Source organism: Paracoccus sp. (in: a-proteobacteria) (genome assembly GCF_039808215.1).
In the GTDB taxonomy this organism is placed as follows: Bacteria; Pseudomonadota; Alphaproteobacteria; order Rhodobacterales; family Rhodobacteraceae; genus Paracoccus.
In genome coordinates this window covers 58,532-78,916 of sequence record NZ_JBDHSP010000007.1, presented here as the reverse complement: position 1 = coordinate 78,916, position 20,385 = coordinate 58,532, and the positions used below count along the sequence as shown (strand labels likewise).

General features: G+C 68.7%; 23 protein-coding genes and 1 pseudogene. 9 read left to right on the top strand and 15 right to left on the bottom strand.

Going from position 1 to position 20,385, the window contains the following annotated elements; genetic code table 11:
- Position 1: 1 nt before the first annotated feature.
- Together WMK75_RS04575 and WMK75_RS04570 are read left to right on the top strand one after the other, a co-directional pair.
- On the top strand, positions 2 to 1,021 hold the full coding sequence (locus WMK75_RS04575) for a methyltransferase (protein WP_347266474.1): 1,020 nt from the start codon (positions 2 to 4) through the stop codon (positions 1,019 to 1,021).
- Positions 1,018 to 1,833: an SDR family oxidoreductase gene (locus tag WMK75_RS04570; protein ID WP_347266473.1), complete on the top strand. Its 816-nt coding sequence runs from the start codon at positions 1,018 to 1,020 to the stop codon at positions 1,831 to 1,833. Before WMK75_RS04575 ends, WMK75_RS04570 begins: the two co-directional genes overlap by 4 nt.
- Before the next feature lie 3 nt (positions 1,834 to 1,836).
- Here the strand turns inward: WMK75_RS04570 and WMK75_RS04565 are convergent, their stop codons facing one another.
- The gene (locus tag WMK75_RS04565) at positions 1,837 to 2,247 is read right to left on the bottom strand and encodes a hypothetical protein (protein ID WP_347266472.1); all 411 of its coding nucleotides are present in this window, start codon (positions 2,245 to 2,247) and stop codon (positions 1,837 to 1,839) included.
- A 76-nt stretch (positions 2,248 to 2,323) separates the two neighbouring features.
- On the opposite strand from WMK75_RS04565, the gene hemF reads away from it, so the two are divergent.
- The gene (hemF, locus tag WMK75_RS04560; RefSeq protein ID WP_347266501.1) at positions 2,324 to 3,205 is read left to right on the top strand and encodes an oxygen-dependent coproporphyrinogen oxidase; all 882 of its coding nucleotides are present in this window, start codon (positions 2,324 to 2,326) and stop codon (positions 3,203 to 3,205) included.
- Entirely contained in the window at positions 3,196 to 3,765 is a 570-nt protein-coding gene (locus WMK75_RS04555; protein ID WP_347266471.1) for a histidine phosphatase family protein, read from the top strand. The genes hemF and WMK75_RS04555 overlap by 10 nt, the downstream gene beginning before the upstream one ends.
- A 25-nt stretch (positions 3,766 to 3,790) precedes the next feature.
- Here the strand turns inward: WMK75_RS04555 and WMK75_RS04550 are convergent.
- The 6 genes and pseudogenes from WMK75_RS04550 to WMK75_RS04525 form a co-directional block, all read right to left on the bottom strand.
- Positions 3,791 to 4,125, bottom strand: a pseudogene (locus WMK75_RS04550) (transposase); the annotation flags it as partial.
- A gap of 206 nt (positions 4,126 to 4,331) precedes the next feature.
- Complete coding sequence (locus WMK75_RS04545) at positions 4,332 to 4,697, bottom strand: hypothetical protein (RefSeq protein WP_347266470.1); 366 nt, start codon at positions 4,695 to 4,697, stop codon at positions 4,332 to 4,334.
- Positions 4,698 to 4,780: 83 nt separating this feature from the next.
- Complete coding sequence (locus tag WMK75_RS04540) at positions 4,781 to 5,326, bottom strand: sugar O-acetyltransferase (RefSeq protein WP_347266469.1); 546 nt, start codon at positions 5,324 to 5,326, stop codon at positions 4,781 to 4,783.
- Entirely contained in the window at positions 5,323 to 5,682 is a 360-nt protein-coding gene (locus tag WMK75_RS04535; RefSeq protein ID WP_347266468.1) for an SUF system Fe-S cluster assembly protein, read from the bottom strand. The genes WMK75_RS04540 and WMK75_RS04535 overlap by 4 nt, the downstream gene beginning before the upstream one ends.
- Positions 5,683 to 5,750: 68 nt before the next feature.
- Complete coding sequence (locus WMK75_RS04530; RefSeq protein WP_347266467.1) at positions 5,751 to 6,488, bottom strand: MipA/OmpV family protein; 738 nt, start codon at positions 6,486 to 6,488, stop codon at positions 5,751 to 5,753.
- 99 nt (positions 6,489 to 6,587) lie between these two features.
- Positions 6,588 to 8,435: an ABC-F family ATP-binding cassette domain-containing protein gene (locus WMK75_RS04525; RefSeq protein ID WP_347266466.1), complete on the bottom strand. Its 1,848-nt coding sequence runs from the start codon at positions 8,433 to 8,435 to the stop codon at positions 6,588 to 6,590.
- Between the two features lie 131 nt (positions 8,436 to 8,566).
- Here WMK75_RS04525 and ndk point away from each other — a divergent pair, with 131 nt between their 5' ends.
- Positions 8,567 to 8,989, top strand: coding sequence for a nucleoside-diphosphate kinase (ndk, locus tag WMK75_RS04520; protein ID WP_347266465.1), 423 nt, complete (start codon positions 8,567 to 8,569; stop codon positions 8,987 to 8,989).
- A gap of 109 nt (positions 8,990 to 9,098) precedes the next feature.
- Here the strand turns inward: ndk and WMK75_RS04515 are convergent, their stop codons facing one another.
- The 3 genes from WMK75_RS04515 to WMK75_RS04505 all read right to left on the bottom strand — a co-directional run bounded on the left by WMK75_RS04515 (position 9,099) and on the right by WMK75_RS04505 (position 11,422).
- A complete protein-coding gene (locus WMK75_RS04515) occupies positions 9,099 to 10,325 on the bottom strand; it encodes a DEAD/DEAH box helicase (RefSeq protein ID WP_347266500.1) in 1,227 nt (408 codons plus the stop codon).
- A gap of 418 nt (positions 10,326 to 10,743) precedes the next feature.
- Entirely contained in the window at positions 10,744 to 11,193 is a 450-nt protein-coding gene (dtd, locus tag WMK75_RS04510; RefSeq protein WP_347266464.1) for a D-aminoacyl-tRNA deacylase, read from the bottom strand.
- A 1-nt stretch (position 11,194) separates the two neighbouring features.
- Complete coding sequence (locus WMK75_RS04505; RefSeq protein WP_347266463.1) at positions 11,195 to 11,422, bottom strand: hypothetical protein; 228 nt, start codon at positions 11,420 to 11,422, stop codon at positions 11,195 to 11,197.
- A 97-nt stretch (positions 11,423 to 11,519) separates the two neighbouring features.
- Between WMK75_RS04505 and WMK75_RS04500 the strand changes: the two genes are divergently transcribed.
- Entirely contained in the window at positions 11,520 to 11,771 is a 252-nt protein-coding gene (locus WMK75_RS04500) for a DUF2312 domain-containing protein (protein ID WP_347266462.1), read from the top strand.
- An 18-nt stretch (positions 11,772 to 11,789) separates the two neighbouring features.
- On the opposite strand, the gene WMK75_RS04495 is transcribed toward WMK75_RS04500, so the two are convergent.
- The 4 genes from WMK75_RS04495 to WMK75_RS04480 form a co-directional block, all read right to left on the bottom strand.
- The gene (locus WMK75_RS04495) at positions 11,790 to 12,665 is read right to left on the bottom strand and encodes a hypothetical protein (RefSeq protein WP_347266461.1); all 876 of its coding nucleotides are present in this window, start codon (positions 12,663 to 12,665) and stop codon (positions 11,790 to 11,792) included.
- A gap of 87 nt (positions 12,666 to 12,752) precedes the next feature.
- A complete protein-coding gene (locus tag WMK75_RS04490; RefSeq protein WP_347266499.1) occupies positions 12,753 to 13,469 on the bottom strand; it encodes a DNA mismatch repair protein MutT in 717 nt (238 codons plus the stop codon).
- 2 nt (positions 13,470 to 13,471) lie between these two features.
- Positions 13,472 to 13,885 (bottom strand): DUF983 domain-containing protein, encoded by a 414-nt coding sequence (locus tag WMK75_RS04485; protein ID WP_347266460.1) that lies wholly within the window; start codon positions 13,883 to 13,885, stop codon positions 13,472 to 13,474.
- A gap of 77 nt (positions 13,886 to 13,962) precedes the next feature.
- Positions 13,963 to 15,351: a diguanylate cyclase gene (locus tag WMK75_RS04480; RefSeq protein WP_347266459.1), complete on the bottom strand. Its 1,389-nt coding sequence runs from the start codon at positions 15,349 to 15,351 to the stop codon at positions 13,963 to 13,965.
- Positions 15,352 to 15,466: 115 nt separating this feature from the next.
- Here WMK75_RS04480 and WMK75_RS04475 point away from each other — a divergent pair, with 115 nt between their 5' ends.
- A complete protein-coding gene (locus WMK75_RS04475) occupies positions 15,467 to 15,736 on the top strand; it encodes a DUF3572 domain-containing protein (RefSeq protein ID WP_347266458.1) in 270 nt (89 codons plus the stop codon).
- Between the two features lie 24 nt (positions 15,737 to 15,760).
- Here WMK75_RS04475 and WMK75_RS04470 read toward each other — a convergent pair whose 3' ends face one another.
- Positions 15,761 to 17,122 (bottom strand): aminotransferase, encoded by a 1,362-nt coding sequence (locus WMK75_RS04470; protein WP_347266457.1) that lies wholly within the window; start codon positions 17,120 to 17,122, stop codon positions 15,761 to 15,763.
- A 145-nt stretch (positions 17,123 to 17,267) separates the two neighbouring features.
- On the opposite strand from WMK75_RS04470, the gene WMK75_RS04465 reads away from it, so the two are divergent.
- Both WMK75_RS04465 and miaB read left to right on the top strand, forming a co-directional pair.
- Complete coding sequence (locus WMK75_RS04465) at positions 17,268 to 18,908, top strand: amidohydrolase family protein (RefSeq protein WP_347266456.1); 1,641 nt, start codon at positions 17,268 to 17,270, stop codon at positions 18,906 to 18,908.
- 66 nt (positions 18,909 to 18,974) lie between these two features.
- Positions 18,975 to 20,309 (top strand): tRNA (N6-isopentenyl adenosine(37)-C2)-methylthiotransferase MiaB, encoded by a 1,335-nt coding sequence (gene miaB, locus WMK75_RS04460; RefSeq protein ID WP_347266455.1) that lies wholly within the window; start codon positions 18,975 to 18,977, stop codon positions 20,307 to 20,309.
- Positions 20,310 to 20,385: the final 76 nt, after the last annotated feature.

The window sequence follows — 20,385 nt, the reverse complement described above, 5'->3', positions numbered from 1 at the left end:
ATTGGCTGGATCACGGCTGGAACTTGTCTTTGGCGAGGCGGCTCCCGGGGGGCGCATGCTGCTTTTGGGCGCCGATGGCGCGAGCGACCTTGCGCCTTTCGATCCGGCGCGGCTGCAGATCGTGCAGGGCTTTTACCCCGATCACCAGGCACTGAAGGCGCGCGGTTTTCAGGTGCTGACCGCGGCCGAGGGGCAGTTCGACACGGCCCTGGTCTTTCTGCCGCGGGCCCGGGCCGAGGCGCGCGCCCGCATCGCCGATGCCGCCGCGCGCCTGCCGGTGGGCGCGGCGCTGTGGGTCGACGGGCAAAAGACCGACGGCATCGACGCGATGCTGAAGGAATTGCGCGCCATGGCGCCGGTGGACGCGGTGCAGTCGCGCGCGCATGGCAAGATCTTTCGCATGACCCTGCCGGCGCCCGGCTGGCTGCCCGCCGACTGGGCCGCGCGCGATCATGCGCCGGCGCCCGGCATGGTGACGCGCCCGGGCGTGTTCTCGGCCGATGCACCCGACCCGGCCTCGGTGGCGCTGGCGGCGCATCTGCCCGACAAGCTGCCGACGCGCATCGTCGATCTGGGCGCGGGCTGGGGCTGGCTGTCGGCGCAGATCCTGCGCCACCCCGGCGTCGAGGCCCTGCATCTGGTCGAGGCCGACGCCACGGCGCTGGATTGCGCGCGCCGCAACATCGCGGATCCGCGCGCGCGCTTTCATTGGGCCGACGCGCTGGACTTTCGCCTGGCCGAGCCGGTGAACGGCGTGGTGATGAACCCGCCCTTCCACGAGGGTCGCGCCGCCGATCCGAGGCTGGGCGCGGGCTTTATCCGCGCCGCGGCCGGGCTGCTGACCGGGGCGGGGCGGCTGTGGATGGTGGCGAACCGGCACCTGCCCTATGAACAGGTGCTGCGCGAATGTTTTGCCGATCTGGCCGAGATCGGCGGCGATTCCCGCTTCAAGATCATCACCGCCACCGGCGCGCGCCGCCCGGGCGCGCGCCGCGGCCCGGCGAAAGGGGGCAGAAGATGAGCATCTCGGTCCATGGCAAGGTCGCCATCGTCACCGGCGCCGCCCGCGGCATCGGCCTGGCCGTCGCCCGCTATCTTCAGGCGGACGGGGCGCTGGTGATGTTCGCCGACAGCGACGAGGCGGCGCTGGAGGCTGAACTGGGCGCCGCCGCTCAGGGCGATGGCCCGGTCCGCGCCTTTGCCGGCGATCTCAGCCAGAAGCTGACCCAGGCCAATCTGGTCTCGGCGACCATCGACGCCTTCGACCGTGTGGACATCCTGGTGAACGCGCATCGCGTGGTGCAGGGCTGCGATCCGATGACGGTCAGCGACGAGATCCTGGCCGAAATGCTGCGCCAGAACATGATCTCGGGTCTGCGGCTGTCGCAGCTGGTTGCCCGGCGCATGATCGCCCAGGCCGAGGCCGAGCCTGTTGCCGGCGAGCGCGCCCTGGCCGGCGCCATCGTCAATGTGACCTCGCTGGCCGCCGACTGGCCCAAGCCGCAGATGCTGGCCTATTCCATCGCCAGCGCCGCGCAGGCCCAGGCCACGCGCGCCCTGGCCGCGGCGCTGGCGCCCCGGCGCATCCGGGTGAATGCCGTGGCCTTTGCCAGCGTCATGTCGAACAACGTCCAGGCCAAGCTGCGCGAGGAACCGGCCCTGCGCGAGCGCATGATCGCCGCGACGCCGCTGGGCCGCATCGCCGGCGCGGACGAACTGGGGCCGACGGTACAATTCCTGGCCAGCGATGCGGCGGGCTTTGTCACCGGACAGATCCTGCGCGTCGACGGCGGGCGCAGCCTGGGCGATCCGCTGGCGCCGGGCGATTTCTGAGGCTCAGCCTTTTTCGGGATAGGCGGCCTTGCAGGCCTTGACCGCGGCCTGGGCGGCGGGGGCCAGCGCCGCCTTGCGCGCCGCCAGGTTGTCGCGCTTGCGCGCCTCGGAAACCGGGTCGATCGGGGCACGGTAGCGTTCGGTATCGGCCACCTCGCGCCGGCAGGTGCGATAGACGATGTCGCGCTTGCCGCCCTTGCCGGTGACCACGCGCGGGCAGTCGTCGAATTCCGTGCGCATGACGGTGCGTTCCTGCCAGGCATAGCCGCGGGCCAGATTGCCCTCGACCTCGGCCAGCAGGGCCGAGATGGTGCGGAATTCGCGGGTGTTGCGGCTGATGCACTGTTCCTGCGGCGTACCGCAGGCCGCAAGCAGCACAAGCACGGACAGGGCAAGCGGGATGTTGCGGGTCATGGCCGGGTTCTCTAGGTGTCGGAGCAAGGATACGACCGCCCGGGTGGCGGCGCAATTCATGATTCCGGAGAATGCCATGGACATGCAGCAGGAAAGGCAGCAGGCCGCGGACTGGTTTCGCAGCCTGCGCGACCGCATCGTGACCGCCTTCGAGGCGCTCGAGGACCGCGGGCCGGGCAGCGGCGCACCGGGCCGATTCGAACTGCGCGAGACGCGGCGCGGCACCGGGGGCGACGCCGGGAACGACAATGGCGGCGGCGGGCTGATGTCGGTGATGCGCGGCGGTCGGGTCTTTGAAAAGGTCGGGGTGAACTGGTCGGCCGTGCATGGAACGCTTGCGCCGCCCGCGCGCGCGGCGATGGCGGCGCGTGGCGTGCCGGGGATCGACCAGGATCCGCGCTTCTGGGCCTCGGGGATCAGCCTTGTGGCGCATATGCAGAACCCGCATGCGCCGGCGGTGCACATGAACACGCGCATGTTCTGGACACCGGGGGCCTGGTGGTTCGGAGGCGGCGCCGATCTGAACCCCTGCATCGAATATCCCGAGGACACCGCGCATTTCCACGCCACCCTGCGCGCCGCCTGCGACCGGCATGGCGCGCAGCTTTACCACCGCTACAAGGCCTGGGCGGACGAGTATTTCTTTGTCCCGCATCGCGGCCGGGCGCGGGGGGTCGGCGGCATCTTCTATGACGATCTGAACAGCGGCGACTGGCAGGCCGATTTCGCCTTCACCCGCGAGGTGGGTGAGGCCTTCCTGCCCGCCTTCCTGCCGCTGGCCGAGCGGCGCATGGCGCAGCCCTGGACCGAGGCCGAGCGCGACACGCAACTGGTCCACCGCGGCCTTTATGCCGAATACAACCTCGTCCACGACCGCGGCACGAAATTCGGCCTGGCGACCGGCCACGACCCCGATGCCGTGCTGATGAGCCTGCCACCGCTGGCGAAATGGCTCTGAGGCCGCCGCCGGGCGATCTGTTCCTGATGCGCCACGGCCAGACCGAATGGAATGCGCAAGGCCGGTTGCAGGGGCTGCAGGATTCGCCGCTGACGCCCTTGGGCATTACCCAGGCGCACAGACAGGCCTGGCTCATGCGCGATCTGCTGCATCTGCCGCGCTATGCCAGCAGTGCCGGGCGGGCGCAGCAGACGGCGCGGATCGTCTTTGGCGGGCGCACCTTCGTCACCGACGCGCGTCTGCAGGAGATCGACATCGGCCGTTGCACCGGCATGAGCCTGCAGCAGATGCGGGACCGCCACCACGGTCCGGCCTCGGACGGCTGGATCGAATGGTATGACCGCGCGCCGGGCGGCGAGGGCATGGCGGGGCTCGAGGCGCGGCTGCGCGCCTTCCTGGCCGATCTGCCCGGGCCGGCGCTGATCGTCACCCATGGCATCACCCTGCGCATGCTGCGCCTGCTGGCGATGGGCTGGCCGATGGCGCGTTTTGCCGAAATGACCGTCTGGCAAGGCGCGGTGCATCTGGTGCGCGACGGGCAGCAGCGGGTGTTCTTCTAGGGCCTGTTGCGGCCTTTCCGATCAACGCCTTGAGCTTTGTAAAGGCCATTTCGATCGGGTTGAGGTCGGGGCTGTCGGGCGGCAAGAACAAGAACCAGGCACCGATGTCGCGCAGGGCGCCCGCGGCGGCGGGGCTCTTGTGGCTGGAGAGGTTGTCGAGGAGTGAGGCCCCGAACGCCATCGGTCCGAGTGAGCGGGCCGAACGACGTCCCCGGCCCGGAGTGTCGGGACCAGTTGGGTTTTGATATAGAGGTCGAACAACTCGACATTCATGGCGCAGTCGATCACCCATGGTGCGTCGAGCCGGTCGTGGCGCAATGCGGCAACGAAGGTCCGGGTCTTCCAATGTCCGAACGGCGCATGATCGACGAGGCGCTGGCCGCAGGGCGCCAAGCCGGTGGTCCTGGCCATGTTCGTCTTGACACCGTTCGGCGTCGCCCTCGGACCGATGGCGGGCTAACGCCTCACCATCAATAAAAGCCAACCGTTCCAGATGGCTGGCCATGAAGGGCTGGCGCCTTGCGATCCAGACATGGCGCATCTCGGCGACGTCCTTGCGCTTCTGTTCAAGCGCTTGCAGGGCTTTTCTTGTGTGTCAGCCCGAGCCCGCGCAGCACCCGCCAGACGTTGGCGCGGTGCACGTCGATGTTGTGGGCTTCGGACAATTCCGTCACCAGTTCGTCGAACGTGATCTCGCCTTTGGCCCTGACGCGAGCCTTGAGCCAACCGGTCACCCCCGTCAGCTTGCCATGTCCCCCGCCATTGCCTTGCCGCCTCGCGCTCAACCCTCCGGTTTCGCGTCGCAGCTTCACCAAGACGTTGACGAATTTCGGCGACACCCGAAAGTGCCGTGCAGCCTCACGGTGGCCGTGGCCGTCGTCCACAAAGGCCGCGACCCGTGTGCGAAGCTCCATTGGATGCGGCTTGCCCATTTGCCTCCCCGCACCTGCCTCAGTATACGAAATCACGAAACGGCCGTTCCGGGAACCTTGAATCTCAAAGTCCGCGATATGCTCTAGCGGCCGGGCAGAGGGCGTGCGGGGCTGCCGGCCACGGTGGCGCCCGGGGTCACGTCACGCGTCACCACCGCGCCGGCGCCGATGATCGCGCCGCTGCCGACGCTGACGCCGGGCAGGACGATGGCGCCGCCGCCAACCCAGACATCATCGCCGATGCTGATCGGCCGGCCCCATTCCTGGCCGGTGGCGCGGCTTGCGATGTCGCGCGGCCGGTCCTCGGTCAGCAGTTGCACGGCGGTGCCGAACTGGCAGCGCGCGCCGATGCGGATCTCGCAGATGTCCATGAAGAAGCAGCCGAAATTGACAAAGCAATCCGGGCCGAAATGGATATGCTTGCCATAGTCGACGCTGAAGGGCGCACGGATCACCGCGCCGTTCCAGGTGCCCAGAAGCTGCGAGAGCGTGCGCGCGCGGGTCTTGTCGCCGATGATCGTGGCGTTGTAGTCGCGCATCAACCCCTGCGCCAGCTTGCGCAGGCCGACCAGTTCGCCGTCGCCCGGATTATAGGGTCGGCCCGCCAGCATGTCCTCGCGCGCGGTCAAATGAAGCCCAACTCCAGCCTGGCTTCGTCCGACATCATCTCCATGCCCCATTGCGGCTGGAACGTCATCTCGACATCGACCTGTTTCACCCCCGGGATCGGCTCGACCGCATCGGCGACCCAGCCCGGCATCTCGCCGGCGACGGGGCAGCCGGGCGCGGTCAGGGTCATCACGATGCGTACGGCGTTTTCATCATTTATGTCAATGGTGTAGATCAGGCCAAGATCATAGATGTTGACCGGGATCTCGGGGTCGTAGACCGTCTTGCAGGCCTCGACCACGCTGTCGTAAAGCGGATGTCCGGTCGTCGAAGGCGCGATCACGAGATCGCCTTCCCTGCTGTTTTCCATGCTCATGGGGGTCCGTCCTGTCAAAGCCTGAGGCTTTATATAGGACTGCGCCCCGGCAGGGTCCAGTGCGGCAATCAGAAGCGGAAGTTCAGCCGCCGCGTCAGGCCGATGCTGACCGAGGGCTGGTCGCGCGATTCGACCACCGGCGAATCGCCGGCATCGCCCAGCAGGCGACCATAGCTGATCCGGCCCATGATGGCGGTGTCGGGCATGAACTCGTAACGCGCCTCGACATTGAAGCGCGCGATATAGGCGCCGCCGTCCGGGTCATGGGCGCGCAGGCCGCTGGCGCGCGATTCCTCGCCGGTGACGCCGAAATAGGTACCGGTGAATTCGTCATCGCCCAGGCCCAGTTCCGCCCCGGTCCAGAAGGTCAGCCGGTCATTGTATTCAAAGCGGTATTTGGCGCCGACCTCGCCCACGACGCCGCTATGGCCGCCAAAACCCTTGCGCAGTGTGCCATAACTGGTCGTCGGGCCGGCGCGCCAGGACAGGCGGGCGCCAAGCTCACCGGCATAGCCGATGTCCTCCATGCCGCGCAGCAGGTCGAAATCGTCGGCATCGCGCTTGCCGATCACATTGCCCGAGGGCGAGATGGAAAAGCCGTCCTTGAGATCGCGGTCCGAATCGCCGTTGCGCAGGATCAGCCAGGGCGAGGCGTCATGGTCCTCCGCGCCCATGTATTCCGGGCTGAAGCTGGCGCCGACGCCGGCATCGACCGAAAACCCGCCGAAGGGCGAGGATGTCTGTGCCGCTGCCGGCAGCGCCAGCACCAGGGCAGAGATCAGGGCGAGGGCGAGCGTTCTGGTCATGGAGAATCCCTTGAAGTTGCCGCGGACCCTGCGGCATGGGCAGTGGCAGGGCAAGCCTTTCCGGTCCGGCCGGGCGATAATGGTTCGCGCCTGTGGCATTCAGGCGCGTTCCGCCGCCTCGAGCCGCTCCAGCGCCTCCATCCACAGCGCCTCGGCGCGGCTCATGGCCTCACTGGCTTCGGCATGTTTGCGGCCCCATTGCTCGGCCTTTTGCGCGTCGTCATAGGTCGTGGGGTCGGCCATGATCGCATCGAGCCTTGCCAGCATGGCAGCCAGCTTTTCCACCCGCTCCTCGGCACGGCGCGTCTCGGCGCGCAGTTCAAGGATGCGGTCGCGTGACGCCCGTTTCGGGGCGGGTTTCGGTTCGGGTTTTGGTTCGGGCTTTTCCTCGCCGGCCAGCAGCATCTTGCGGTAATCGTCCAGATCGCCCTGCCAGGGGCCGACCCCGCCCTGATCGACCAGCCACAGCCGGTCGGCGACCAGGTTCAGCAGATGCATGTCATGGCTGACCAGCACCACCGCCCCGGTATAATCGTTCAGTGCCTCGGTCAGCGCCTCGCGGCTTTCGATGTCCAGATGGTTCGTCGGCTCGTCGAGAATCAGCAGATGCGGCGCGTCGATGGTGGCCAACAGCAAGGATAGCCGCGCCTTCTGCCCGCCGGACAGCTGGCCCACCCTGGTTTCCGCCTGCGCCTCCATCAGCCCGAAACCGGCCAGCCGCGCGCGCAGTCGCGCCGGGGCCTCGTCGGGGCGCAACCGCCGGACATGGGCGATGGGCGTCTCGTCCAGCTCCAACTCATCGACCTGATGCTGGGCGAAATAGCCGATGCGCAGCTTGCTTGAACGCGCGATGCGCCCCTCCATCGACTCGAGCCGCCCGGACAGCAGCTTCGAGAGCGTGGATTTGCCTTGACCGTTGCGCCCCAGAAGCGCGATGCGGTCGTCCTGGTCGATGCGCAGGTTCAGGCGTCGCAGCACCGCACGGCCCTCATAGCCGACCGTCACCCCGTCGAGCGAGACGATGGGCGGCGACAGCTGATCGGGCTGGGGAAAGCTGAAGCGGTGGAATTTCGCCTCCTCGGGGGCGGTGATCGGCTCCATCCTTTCCAGCATCTTGATGCGGGCCTGCGCCTGTCGGGCCTTGGTGGCCTTGGCGCGAAAGCGGTCGACGAAGCTTTGCAGATGCGCGCGGCGGGCGTCCTGCTTTTTCGCCTCGGCCGCCTGCAGGGCGCGCTTTTCGGCGCGAGTGCGGGCGAAAGTGTCATAGCCGCCGGAATAGAGCACCAGCTTGCGGTCCTCGAGATGCAGGATATGGCCGACGGCCCGGTTCAGCAGATCGCGGTCATGGCTGATGACGATGACGGTATGGGGATAGCGCTGCAAATAGCCCTCAAGCCACAGCGCGCCCTCAAGGTCCAGATAGTTGGTCGGCTCATCGAGCAGCAGCAGATCGGGCTGCGAAAACAGCACCCCCGCCAGCGCCACGCGCATGCGCCAGCCGCCGGAATAGTCGCTGGTCGGCCGCGCCTGATCCTCGGTCGAAAAGCCAAGGCCCTTCAGGATGGTGGCGGCGCGGGCCTCGGCCGACCAGGCGTCGATGTCGGCCAGCCGGGTCTGGATCTCGGCGATGCGGGTGGGGTCATGGGCGGTGGTGGCCTCAAGCATCAGGCTGGCGCGCTCGGTATCGGCGGCCAGCACCGTGTCCAGCACGCTGGCGGCCGTCCCCGGCGCCTCTTGCGCCACGCCGCCGATGCGGGCGCGCGGCGGCAGGGTGATGGCGCCGCCGTCCAGCGCGTGCTCGCCCCGGATCAGCCGGAACAGCGTGGTCTTGCCGGCGCCGTTCGGCCCGACCAGGCCGACCTTGTGCCCGTCCGGGATCGTGGCCGAGGCATGATCGAACAGCGGCCGGCCGGCAATGGAATAGGAAATGTCGTCGATACGCAGCATATGCCCCGCATGGCGCAAGCCGCCCGGCGCGTCAATGCCGCGCGCTGCGGCTTTTCAAGCCGAAGCGCGCATGCTAACCGGGCGCGGATTTCCGGGCCAGGGGGTCCGGAACAGGACAAAGGACATCACCCATGGCCACCGAGCGCACCCTTTCGATCATCAAGCCCGACGCAACCAAGCGCAACCTGACCGGCAAGATCAACGCCAAGTTCGAGGATGCCGGCCTGCGCATCGTCGCGCAAAAGCGCATCCACCTGTCGCCCGCCCAGGCCGGCCAGTTCTACATCGTGCACAAGGACCGGCCCTTCTATGGTGAGCTGGTCGAATTCATGGCCTCGGGCCCGGTGGTCGTGCAGGTGCTGGAAGGCGAAGGCGCCATCGCGAAGAACCGCGAAGTGATGGGTGCCACCAACCCGGCCAATGCCGACGCCGGCACCATCCGCAAGGAATTCGCGCTGTCGATGGGCGAGAACTCGGTCCATGGCTCGGACGCGGTGGAAACCGCGCGCGAAGAGATCGCCTTCTTCTTCTCGGGCCTCGAACTGGTCGGCTGAGCGGCCGGCTTTCCGTTTTCCGGATGCCCAAAGGAAAGGGCCGCCCATCTGGGCGGCCCTTTTTCATTTGGCGCTGCGTTGCGTTGCCGCGTGTGGCGCGGCCCCGGCCTCAGCCCTGCGCGGCCTTCGGGGCGCGCGAGGGGCGCCGGGCCGGGCGTTTGCGCGCTGACTGCGCCGCGCCGCGCCCGGCGGGGCCGCCGCGTTCGCGGATCTTGCTGGCCTCGAAGGGCACCTCGCCGCCGACCACCGGGATCGGCGCCTTCATCGCCTTTTCGATGGCGCGCAATTCGCCGGTCTCGGCCGGGGCGCAAAAGGCGATGGCGCGGCCGTCGCGGCCGGCGCGGGCGGTGCGGCCGATGCGGTGGACATAGTTCTCGGGCACATTCGGCAGGTCATAGTTGTAGACATGCGCCACCTCGGGAATGTCCAGACCGCGCGCCGCCACATCGGTCGCCACCAGCACCTTGGTCTCGCCGGCGCGAAAACCCGCAAGCGCGCGCTCGCGCTGGCCCTGCGATTTGTTGCCGTGGATCGCCGCGACCTGGAAGCCCCATTTCTCCAGGAGCTTCGACAGCTTTTCCGAACCGTGCTTGGTGCGGCCAAAGACGATGGCCAGTTCCTCGCGGTGCTTGCCCAGATATTCGGCCAAGAGTGCCGCCTTGTCGCCCTGGTTCACGAAATGCACGCCCTGTGCGATCTTGGCCGCCGCCTGGCCGGGTGGGTTCACCGCGACCTTCAGCGGGTCGGTCAGATAGCTGTCGGCCAGTTCCTCCATCAGCCTGGGCATGGTGGCGGAAAACAGCAGCGTCTGGCGTTCGCGCGGCAAGAGCCGGGCGATGCGGCGCAGCGCGTGGATGAAACCGATGTCGAGCATCTGGTCGGCCTCGTCCAGCACCAGATAGCGGGTCTGCGACAGATCGACGGCGCCGCGTTCCAGCAGGTCGATCAGGCGTCCGGGGGTGGCGATCAGCACATCGACGCCGCGTTCCAGCCGGCCGATCTGCACGTTGATCGAGGCGCCGCCGACGACGCGGAACTGCCGGATTGGCGTGCCCGCGGCATAAAGATCGATGTTTTCCGCGATCTGCGTCGCCAGTTCCCGCGTCGGCGCCAGGATCAGCGCGTGACAGGTCCTGGGGTCGGGGCGGCGGCCGTTGTTCAGCAGCCGGGTCAGCATCGGCAGGCCGAAGGCCGCGGTCTTGCCGGTGCCGGTCTGCGCCAGGCCCAGCAGATCGCGCCCGGCGACGATGCCGGGAATGGCCTTTTCCTGGATCGGCGAGGGCGCCTCGATACCCATCGGCGCGAGATTGATCGCCACGCGCGCGTCGATGCCCATGCGGGTGAAGGGCGTGTCGATGTCGGGGATCGCGCGGCGGATGAACTTTTCCTCGGGTTCGGCGCGGTGACGGCGGTGGTTGCTGTCGGGCTTGGGGCCGCGGTTGAAGCGGGGCTTGCCGGCCTGGCCGTTCGGGCTGCGGTTGGGCTTGCCGGAACGGCCGGGGCGGGTGGTCTCTTGCGTCATGTCATCTTTCGGCCATGCCGCCCGCGTATCGGCGCACATGGCAAGGGGCCGCGCGCCCGTGCATTCGGGTCGGCGGCAGGTTGCGAGGGGCGGGCATGATACGCAAGCCCGCAAGCCTCCCCGCGTGAATGGGAAACTGAAATCCGGTGCCGACCTGAGGCGCAAGGCGCATCGGCTGCTCACGCGGCAGCAGGCGGCAACCGGGCGCAGATACAGGCCATGGCGGCGAAAGTCAAGCCCGGTCGGCGGAATCCATCCAGATGGTCACCGGCCCGTCATTGACCAGCGCCACCCGCATGTCGCCGCCGAATTCGCCGGTCTCGACCGGCAGGCCGAGGGCGCGCAGGCATTGGGCAAAGCGCAGATACAGCGCCTCGCCGCGTGCCGGGGCCTCGGCGCCGGAAAAGCCGGGGCGGTTGCCGGTGCGGGTGTCGGCGGCCAGGGTGAACTGGCTGACCACCAGCACCGCCCCGCCGATGTCCTGGACCGAGCGGTTCATCTTGCCCGCCGCGTCGCGAAAGATGCGCAGCTTTGCCACGCGCGCGGCCAGTCTGTCGGGCGCGTCGTCGCCGTCGCCCTGCATGGCGCAGACCAGCACCAGCAGGCCCGGGCCGATGCGGCCGGTGCTGCGGCCCGCGACGGTGACCTCGGCCTCGGACACGCGCTGGATCAGGGCGCGCAACTCAGGCCCCCAGCATGATGCCAAGCACGACCAGCATCAGCCCCAGCGCCGAGGCGGCCAGCGCTGCCATGTTTACCGCCACGACCCGGCGCATGGTGGCGCGCATCGCCGCGTCGTCATCCCTGCGCGACCGCGCGCGCGCCGCGGTCAGGATGCACCAGACCAGCGCCAGCAGTCCCAGCATGGTCAACCCGCTGCCGCCCCAGATCAGCCCGTCCCAGATCGTCATTCCGCGCCTCCGTCCGTCGCCGAAAGGCCCTAGCGGCGATTGCGCCCGCCCGCAAGACCGCCTAGACCCGGCGCCCGACAGGTAAGGGAGCCAAGCCATGCAGGACGATCAGGCCTATGGTATCGCAGCCGGCGAGCTGCGCCAGTTCATCGAGCGGTTCGAACAGCTCGAGGCCGAAAAAAAGGACATCGCCGAACAGCAAAAAGAGCTGATGGCCGAGGCCAAGGGCCGCGGCTATGACACAAGGGTGATGAAGAAGGTCATCGCGCTGCGCAAGCGCGACAAGGACGACATCGCCGAGGAGGAGGCGATCCTCGAGATGTACAAGGCCGCACTGGGCATGGGCTGAGGCGGCAGGCCCGCCCGGTCAGGGGGTGATGAACTCGACCCCCGGCAGGGCGGCGATCTCGGCGATGTCGCGTTCATAGGCGGCAGTGATGCGGTCCACCAGCGCCTGGTCCCAGCCGGGCAGGTTCAGTTCGACCTCGATCTGTTCGGGCAGGGCGTGTTCCTGCAGCGCGGCAGCAAAGATGCGACGGCGGCTCTCGACGGTCAGCCGCTGTTCCTGGGCCATGGCGTCGCGGATCATGCGCAGCCCGTCCGGGTGCAGGATGTCGCCCAGGATCTGCAGCCCCGCCTTCAGCGGCACGTCGCTGGGCATGGTGGCGATGCGGCGCACCACCTCGGGCCAGATCAGCGAGGTGTCCTCATGGCACCACAACACCATGCGCCGGCCTGGCACGGCGGCCAGGATGCGCCGCATCGCCGGGGCCCAGCGCAGGCTCTCGGGGTCGATGCCGGCCATGACCTCGGCATAGCTGCCGCTGCGTTCCTGTGCCAGCACGAAGGCAAGCAGCGTCGCGGGGTTTTTCAGCGCCAGGAAGAACTCGATCTGGGCGCTGGGAAACAGGTTGGCCAGCGCCGCCAGCCTTTTGCCGGCCGAGGCATAAAGCCCTTCGGCCGAGATCGCGCGCTCGGCCATGCCAAGGAAGGTGGGGGTCGAGCAGATGATGCGCCGCGGATTGTCCGATTCCAGGATCGCGTCCAGCATGACCTGTTCCATCTCGGGCGTCGCCGGCCCGCCCTTCAGCGCCGAGATCGCCTCGCCAAAGACATCGCGGTGCCGGTTCGGGGTCAGCGGCTCGACGCCATTGTGCAAGAGCCAGTCGCGGTTCTGCATCAAGGTCTTGACCATGCGAAAAAGATCGGTGCCGTGCACCCCGCAGTGAAAGACGACCTGCATCGCGCCTGTTTCCCCCGACTCGTTTCGCGCAGACTAGCCGCCCAAGCCGGCGGGTGGAAGTTTTCGCGTGCCGGCGGCGGCTTGCGCTCAGCCGATGCGGGTGAAGCGGGGCATGGCCTCGCGGTTGTCAAAGAAGGGCACGCTTTGGGGCACAGGCAGCGGCCCATCACCCGCGACCTGCAGCAGGTGCGCAAGCTCGGACAGCACCACCTCGGTGATGAAGGGCAGGTCAAGCCTGCGCGCCTCGCCCAGCGGCACCCAGTGCAGATGCGAAAGCTCGTCGCAGGCGGCGCTGAAATCGTGGCGGTCGCCGTGCAGCCTTTCGGCATCCAGCAGCAGGAAGCGCGCATCGAAGCGGCGCGTGCGGCCCGGGGGGGTGATGGCGCGGAACATGTAGATCAGCGCCGAGGCGTCCGGCGCCAGCCCGGCGCGGCGGTAATGGTCCCAGCCCGCCGGCGCCGGCCCGGGTCGGCCGGTCAGCAGGCCGGTCTCCTCGGCCAGTTCGCGCAGGGCCGCGGCGGCGATCGCCGCCGGCGTGACCAGGGATTGCGCCCGCGGCTCGCAGGCCAGCCGCGCGGCGGTGTCTTGCGAGGGCGGGCAGGCCAGCCGCGCCCCGGCATCGGCGGCATCGACGGCGCCGCCGGGGAAGACGTATTTCGACGGCATGAAGGCCGCGCCGGCGCCGCGCTGGCCCATCAGCACCGAGGGCCCGTCCGGGGACCGGCGGTCAAGGACCAGGACAGTTGCGGCGTCGCGGATCGCGTCACCCCCCAGGGGCCTGCCGGGGTCTGCGGCCGGGGGCATGGTCACGGCGCGGCGACCCTGGCCGGGTCCGCACCGCCGCCAAAGCCATGCATGCGCCGCGACCACTGAAAGCCGATCAGCCCGCCCTTGATCCGCGGCAAGAGCAGCAGCGACAGCGCCACCACGCCCAGGCTGAAGCCGATCAGCAGCGCCATGGCCGAGGGGCGGTAAAGCATGAAGACGATCAGCAGCAGCGGCCCCGCCACATGCGAAACCAGCAGCACCGTCAGATAGGCCGGCCCGTCATCGGCGCGGTGGTGGTGCAGTTCCGTGCCGCATTCTGGGCAGCGGTCGTTCACCGCCAGATAGCCGCGAAACAGCCGACCGCGTCCGCATTCGGGGCAGCGGCCCCGTGCGCCGCGCAGCATGGCCTGTTTCAGCGGACGTTCGTGCAGCGCAGAAGGGGCATCGGTCATGGGCGCAATCCTTTCCTGTCGCGCCTCTATGTAGGGCAGGGGCGGGCGGAATCAAAGCCCGTCGCGCCGCCCCGCTTTCACGCGGCGGCGACCTGGGGCGAGATCACGATGCGGTTGCGCCCCGACGACTTGGCGCTGAGCAGCGCGCGGTCGGCAAGCGCGAGCAGCGCCTGCGGATCGAGCCCGGCCTGATCGCAGGCCTCCGGGCCGCCGACCGCCAGCCCGGCCGAGATCGTCACCGTGACCCCGGGTTCCGCGCTGCCCGGCGGCAGCGGTACCGGCGCCTGCATCACCGCCCGGCGCAGCTCCTCGGCCACGCGGCGGGCCAGGCCTGGGCCGTGGCCGGGCAGGGCGACCAGGAATTCCTCGCCGCCGATGCGCGCCAGCAGCGCATCCTCGGGCAGGAACGAGGCGAGCCGCGCCGCGACCTCGCCCAGCACCGCATCCCCGGCGGGGTGGCCATGGCTGTCGTTCACCTGCTTGAAGCGGTCGATGTCGAGCACGATCACGGCAAGGCGCTGCTGCGACTGCCGCGCCTCCTCGGCCAGGGCCTGCAGGCGCGGCATGGCATAGCGGCGATTGTAGAGCCCGGTCAGCGCATCCGTCATTGCCCAGCGCAGGTTGCGCCGCGCCTCGTGCCGGCGGCGGTCGGCTACCTGCTTGCGGGCCAGTTCGGCGTCAAGGCGCAGCGCCGCCTCACCCGCGGTCGCGGGCGCGCCCAGGGTGACGGGCAGCACGTCCCCGGCGCCAAGGTCCAGCGCCACCGGCGCCAGATCGGCGCGTTCCGGGGTCAGTGCCATGACAAAGCCCGCCTCGCGCGAATGCGGACGCGAGCGCAGTTCCGACAGCAGCCGCAGCCCCCCGCCGGGCTGATCGATGTCGGCGGCGATCAGATATAGATCGGCCGCACGCCCGCCGGCCGCCGCCGCCAGCGCGCGCTCGGGGCTGCTGACCGAGATGTCGAATCCCACGCGGTGCTGCAGTGCATGGCGCCAGCCCAATGCGGTCGAGGGCTGGTCGGCGACAAAGACCGCCTGCGGCCGGCTGGCGTGCAGGAAGGTCGCCGCGGATTCGGCAAGGCCCCGGACGGCCGGCGCCTCGCTGTCGTCCTGGCGCATCAGGCCGCGGATGCGTGCCAGAAGCGTCAGCTCGTCCATGCCCGGCTCGGTCAGCCCCGAGGCACCGGCGCGCAACGCCTGCTGCCTGCCCTCGCCCTGCGCCTGGACCAGCACCGCCATGTCCTCGCCTCCGGGCAGGGCGCGCAGCGCCGCGCAAAGTGCCGGCCCTGTCATGTCGCCAGGACTTGCGCCGATCAGCACCAGCCTTGGGTGGATCAGCCGGGCCATGCGCAGCGCCTCGGCCCCCGAGGCGGCGGTCGAGACCTCGTGGCAGGCGGTGGTCAGGCGCACTTTCATGGTGATGCGCTCGATCGCCACGCTGTCAACGACTAGAATTCGCCCCGCCATGTTTCCCGTATGCTTTACTCTTGCGTCTGTGCATCGCATCCTGCGGTGGAAAGATTAACAAACCCTTTCCACAAAAGGAAAAACTGCCGATGACCCTGACCCAGGCAGCAAGCCCATGACCCCGCATGAGGCGCGCGCGATCGCCGAGGCGGGCTTTGCCCATATCGCTGCGGACCCGGACCTGGCGGGGGCGCTGCTGGCGCAATCGGGCAGCGACGTGGCAGGGCTGCGCGCCATGGCGGCGCGGTCCGAGTTCGCCGTCTTCGTGCTGGATTTCCTGCTGGAACAGGACCGGCGCGTGCTGGATTTCGCCGAGGCCTCCGGCATGGCGCCGCAGCGGCTGCTGATGGCGCGCGCGGTGCTGGGCGGCGGCGATCCCTGGTAGGGGCGCCGCCCGCCACGAGTGCCCTCAGGCCAGTTCGGCAAAGACCTTGTCGAGCGCGGTTTCCAGCTTTTCGAACATCTCGTCCATCTGCGCCGCAGTCAGGATGAAGGGCGGGCACAGCACCACCGACTGACCCAGCGGCCGGCAGATCAGCCCGAGGTCGGTGCAGGTATTGGCGATGCGTTCGCTGACCGAAAGATCGGCGGCGAAAGGCGTCTTGCTGGCCTTGTCTCGCACCGCCTCGAGCGCCCACATGAAGCCGACGCCGCGGTATTCGCCGATATTGGGCTTTGCCGCCAGGCGCTGCAGCCCGGCCTCGAATCGCGGCGCCAGGGCGCGGACGTTCTCGGCCAGGCCCTCGTTCATCACCACGTCGATGGCCTTCAGCGCGATGGCGCAGCCGACCGGATGGCCCGAGGCGGTGAAGCCATGCGGGAATTCCTCGATCGCCTCGACGGCCGCCTGCACGCGGTGCGACAGATCGGGCCCGAGGATCACCGCGCCCATGGGGAAGAATCCCGCCGTGAGGTTTTTTGACGAAATGATCGCGTCGGGCACATAGTCATAGGTCAGGCAGCCCCAGGTGTTGCCGGTGCGGCCAAAGCCGCAGATCACCTCATCCGAGATCATCGGGATGTCGTGTTTCTTCAGGATCGGCAGGATTGCCTGGAAATAGCCCTTGGCCGGGGGGATGACGCCGCCCGCGCCCATCACCGGCTCGGCGAAGAAGCCGGCGATGGTGTCGGCGCCCTCGCGGGTAATGGTGTCCTCAAGCTCGCGCGCGAGGCGCTGGACGAACTGCTCCTCAGACTCGGCGGCTTCGCCGTAACGCCAGTAATGCGGGCAGGTCAGGTGGATGAAGCCCGGCAGCGGCAGGCCGAAGACCGAGTTGTAGGGCTTGCCGGTCATGCTGGCCGAAACCGCGGTGACGCCGTGATAGGCGTTCCAGCGCGTCAGGATCTTGCGGCGCTGCGGCTTGCCCTCGGCCGCGTGCAGGAACCACAGCATCTTGACCATGGTATCGTTCGCCTCGGAGCCCGAGTTGGTGTAGAACACCCGCCCCGAGGAAAAGGGCGAGACCTCGACCAGCTTTTCCGACAGCATCACCGTCTGATCCGACATCCGCCCGAAGAAGGAGTGATAGCCGGGGAAGCGTTCGTATTGGGCCTTGGCGGCCTCGATCAGCCCGCGATGGTCGAAACCCGCGACCATGTTCCACAGGCCCGAGTTCGCATCCAGATAGCGGCGGCCGTGGACATCGACGATATAGGGCCCCTCGCCATGGGTGACGACCACCGTGCCGCGCTCATGCACCGAGGGCATGTCGGTGAAACCATAGAGCGAATGTTCCTCGGCGCGTGCTTCCCAGCTTTGCGGTTGCGTCATCCCAGCCTCCCTGTGCTTTGCGCGCAGGCTAGCCGGGCGCGAATGGCGGATCAATGGTTTGGCTTGCGCTCCTGCGGTGCGGCCGGGGGATGAAATCCGCGCGGCGTCAGGCTAGCATGGCCCCGGGTCGTGACGGGGGGTCGCCATGCTGGACCGGCGTCTGTTTCTGGGCGGGGCAATCGGGATGCTGGCCGGCTGCCAGGCGCCGCCGGCGCAGGAACTGCCGCAGCCGCTGGATCTGGGCGTGGATGCACATGTGCATCTGTTCAACGGCCGGGACGTGCCGGTGCGGGGATTCCTGCGCCAGGTGATCCTGCCCAGCCGGGAAAGCCCGGTGCCGCCGGGAACGCCGCTGGCCAGCCTTGCGGAACTGATCGTGCAGGTCCTGCGCGCCGGCACGCCCTCGGCGGCGGCGGAACTGGCGGGCGTGCCGCGTCGCGGTCCGGCCGAGCAGGAGCAGAGCCTTGCCGCTGGCATCGACGCCTTCAGCGCCGGTATCGGTGATGCCGCCCCGCAGGCACGCATGGCCGAGCCGGGGCGGGACGACGCGCTGCTGCTGGCGATGCTGATTGCCGAGGCGCAAGGCGGGGCTGTCGCGCCGCTGGCCTCGGGGCGGCAGCCGGTGCCGGCGATGACCGGCGACGAGCTGGCGCGGCTGATCCTTCACGGACCCGAGGGTGCGAGCGTCGCCCGCCGGTGGGGCGCGACCGCAACCGGCGGGCTGGTCGCCACCATGCGCTGGGCGGGCCTGCTGACGCTGGGACGGCGCGACCTGCTGGACGAGGCGCTGCGGCTTTATCGCGGCCGCGTCACCGGGCAGATCCAGGTGCTGATCGCCTCGATGGTGGATCTGGAACACTGGCTGGATTCGGCGCGCGCGGATGCGCGCTGGATGTCGCCGCTGGATGACCAGATCGCGCTGATGTCGCATCTGGCGCGGGACAGGCGCGACGCATTGGTGCTGAACTTTGCCCCGTTCTGCCCGTTGCGCGCCGTGGTCGAGGGGCCGGCGACATTGCGCCGTGTGCAGGCGGCAGTGCTGGAGCAGGGCTTTGCCGGGGTGAAACTTTACCCGCCGATGGGTTTTCGCGCCAGCTGCAACGACGGCATCGGCTTTGGCCATACCCGGCACAAGACCGGGGTCAGCGGCCGGCAGATCGACGCGGAACTGCAGCGGCTTTATGCTTGGTGCGCCGAGGCCGAGGTGCCGATCCAGGCCCATGCCAATGACAGCATGGCGGCGGGCAGGGGCACCGGCGCCTATGCCTCGCCGGTCTATTGGCCGCAAGTGCTGGCGCGCTATCCGGGGCTGCGGCTGAACCTGTCCCATGCCGGCCATGTCCTGGGGATGGCCGGTGACGCGCCGCCCCCGGTCTGCGGCATCCGCTCCGAGCGCGACTGGCTGGCGGTCATCGCCCGCATGATCGGCAGCGGCCAGCAGGTCTGGTTCGACACCGGATTCTGGACCGAACTGGCGCTGGAGCCCCGAAACCGCGACGCCGCCGTGCAGCGCCTGCACGCGCTTGAGGCCAGCCATGCGCCGGGAAAACTCGCCGCGCGCATGCTTTATGGTTCGGACTGGTCGATGATCGCGCGGCTGCCCGGCCATGCCGGCTATCATGTCGGCATGGAGGAATTCGTCTGGCAGCTTTACCCCGAGCGCGAGCGCCGCCAGGGGGTGATGGGCGGCAATGCGCTGGGCTTTGTCCTGGGCTCGGCCCGTCACCGGGCGCGGCTGGCGCGCTTCCATGCCGGCAACGAGGTCTGGCGGCGCCATCTGGCATAGGGGCCGCCGTCTTTGCATCGGCGCGGTTTTGCGCTATAGGGCGCGCAGATTCCCCGGGATATGACCATGACCCCTGCCGACGGCGCACCGAAAAAGCTGTTCATCAAGACCTATGGTTGCCAGATGAACGTCTATGACAGCCAGCGCATGGCCGATGCCATGGGCGCCGAGGGCTATGTGCTGACCGAGGACCAGTCGCAGGCCGACATGGTGTTGCTGAACACCTGCCACATCCGCGAGAAGGCGGCGGAGAAGCTCTATTCCGACCTTGGCCGGCTGAAGCCCTTGAAGGCCGAGCGCCCGGATCTGAAGATCGGCGTAGCCGGCTGCGTGGCCCAGGCCGAGGGCGCCGAGATCCAGCGCCGCATGCCGCTGGTCGATCTGGTCGTCGGCCCGCAGGCCTATCACCGCCTGCCCGCCATGGTGCGCGCCGGCGGCGGCGTCGATACCGAATTCCCGGCCGAGGACAAGTTCGAGCACCTGCCGCGCCCCATGGCCACCCGCCGCGCCCCCGCAGCCTTCCTGACCGTGCAGGAAGGCTGCGACAAGTTCTGCGCCTTCTGCGTCGTGCCCTATACCCGCGGCGCCGAGGTCAGCCGCCCGGTCGCGCGCATCATGGCCGAGGCCCGCGATCTGGTCGCGCGCGGGGTGCGGGAGATCACGCTGCTGGGCCAGAACGTTAACGGCTGGCATGGCGAAGGCCCGTCCTCGCAGGGGCAAGGCGGCGAATGGGGCTTTGGCCGGTTGATCCGCGCTCTGGCCGAGATCGACGGGCTGGACCGCATCCGCTATACCACCAGCCACCCCAACGACATGGGTGACGACCTGATCGAGGCGCATGCGCGCGAGCCCAAGCTGATGCCCTATCTGCACCTGCCGGTGCAGTCGGGCAGCGACCGCATCCTGAAAGCGATGAACCGCAAGCACACGGCGGCGCAATATCTGCGCCTGATCGACCGCATCCGCGCCGCGCGCCCCGACATCATGCTGACCAGCGATTTCATCGTGGGCTTTCCCGGCGAGACGGACCGCGATCATCAGGACACGCTGGACCTGGTGGCGCGGGTGAATTTCGGCACTGCCTTCAGCTTCAGATATTCGCCGCGCCCCGGCACCCCCGCCTATGACCGACCCGAGGTCGAGGCCGCCGTGGCCGATGCCCGCCTGCAGGAGTTGCAGGCGCTGCTGACGCGCCAGCAGAAGGCCGCGCAGGAAGGCATGGTCGGGCGCGAACTGATGGTGCTGTTTGAAAAGCCCGGGCGCAGCCCCGGCCAGATGGTCGGCAAGTCCGACTATCTGCACGCGGTCTTTGTCGATGCGCCCGAAGCCCGGGTCGGCGATCTGGCGCGGGTGCGCATCACCCGCAGCGCGCCGAATTCGCTGGCAGGCGAGCTTGTCTGAAGCGCGGCGCGCCAGCCTTCGCGCCGGTTGCCGCGACGCCAAAGGGCGTTGACCCCGCACTTCGGGCAAGTCACGA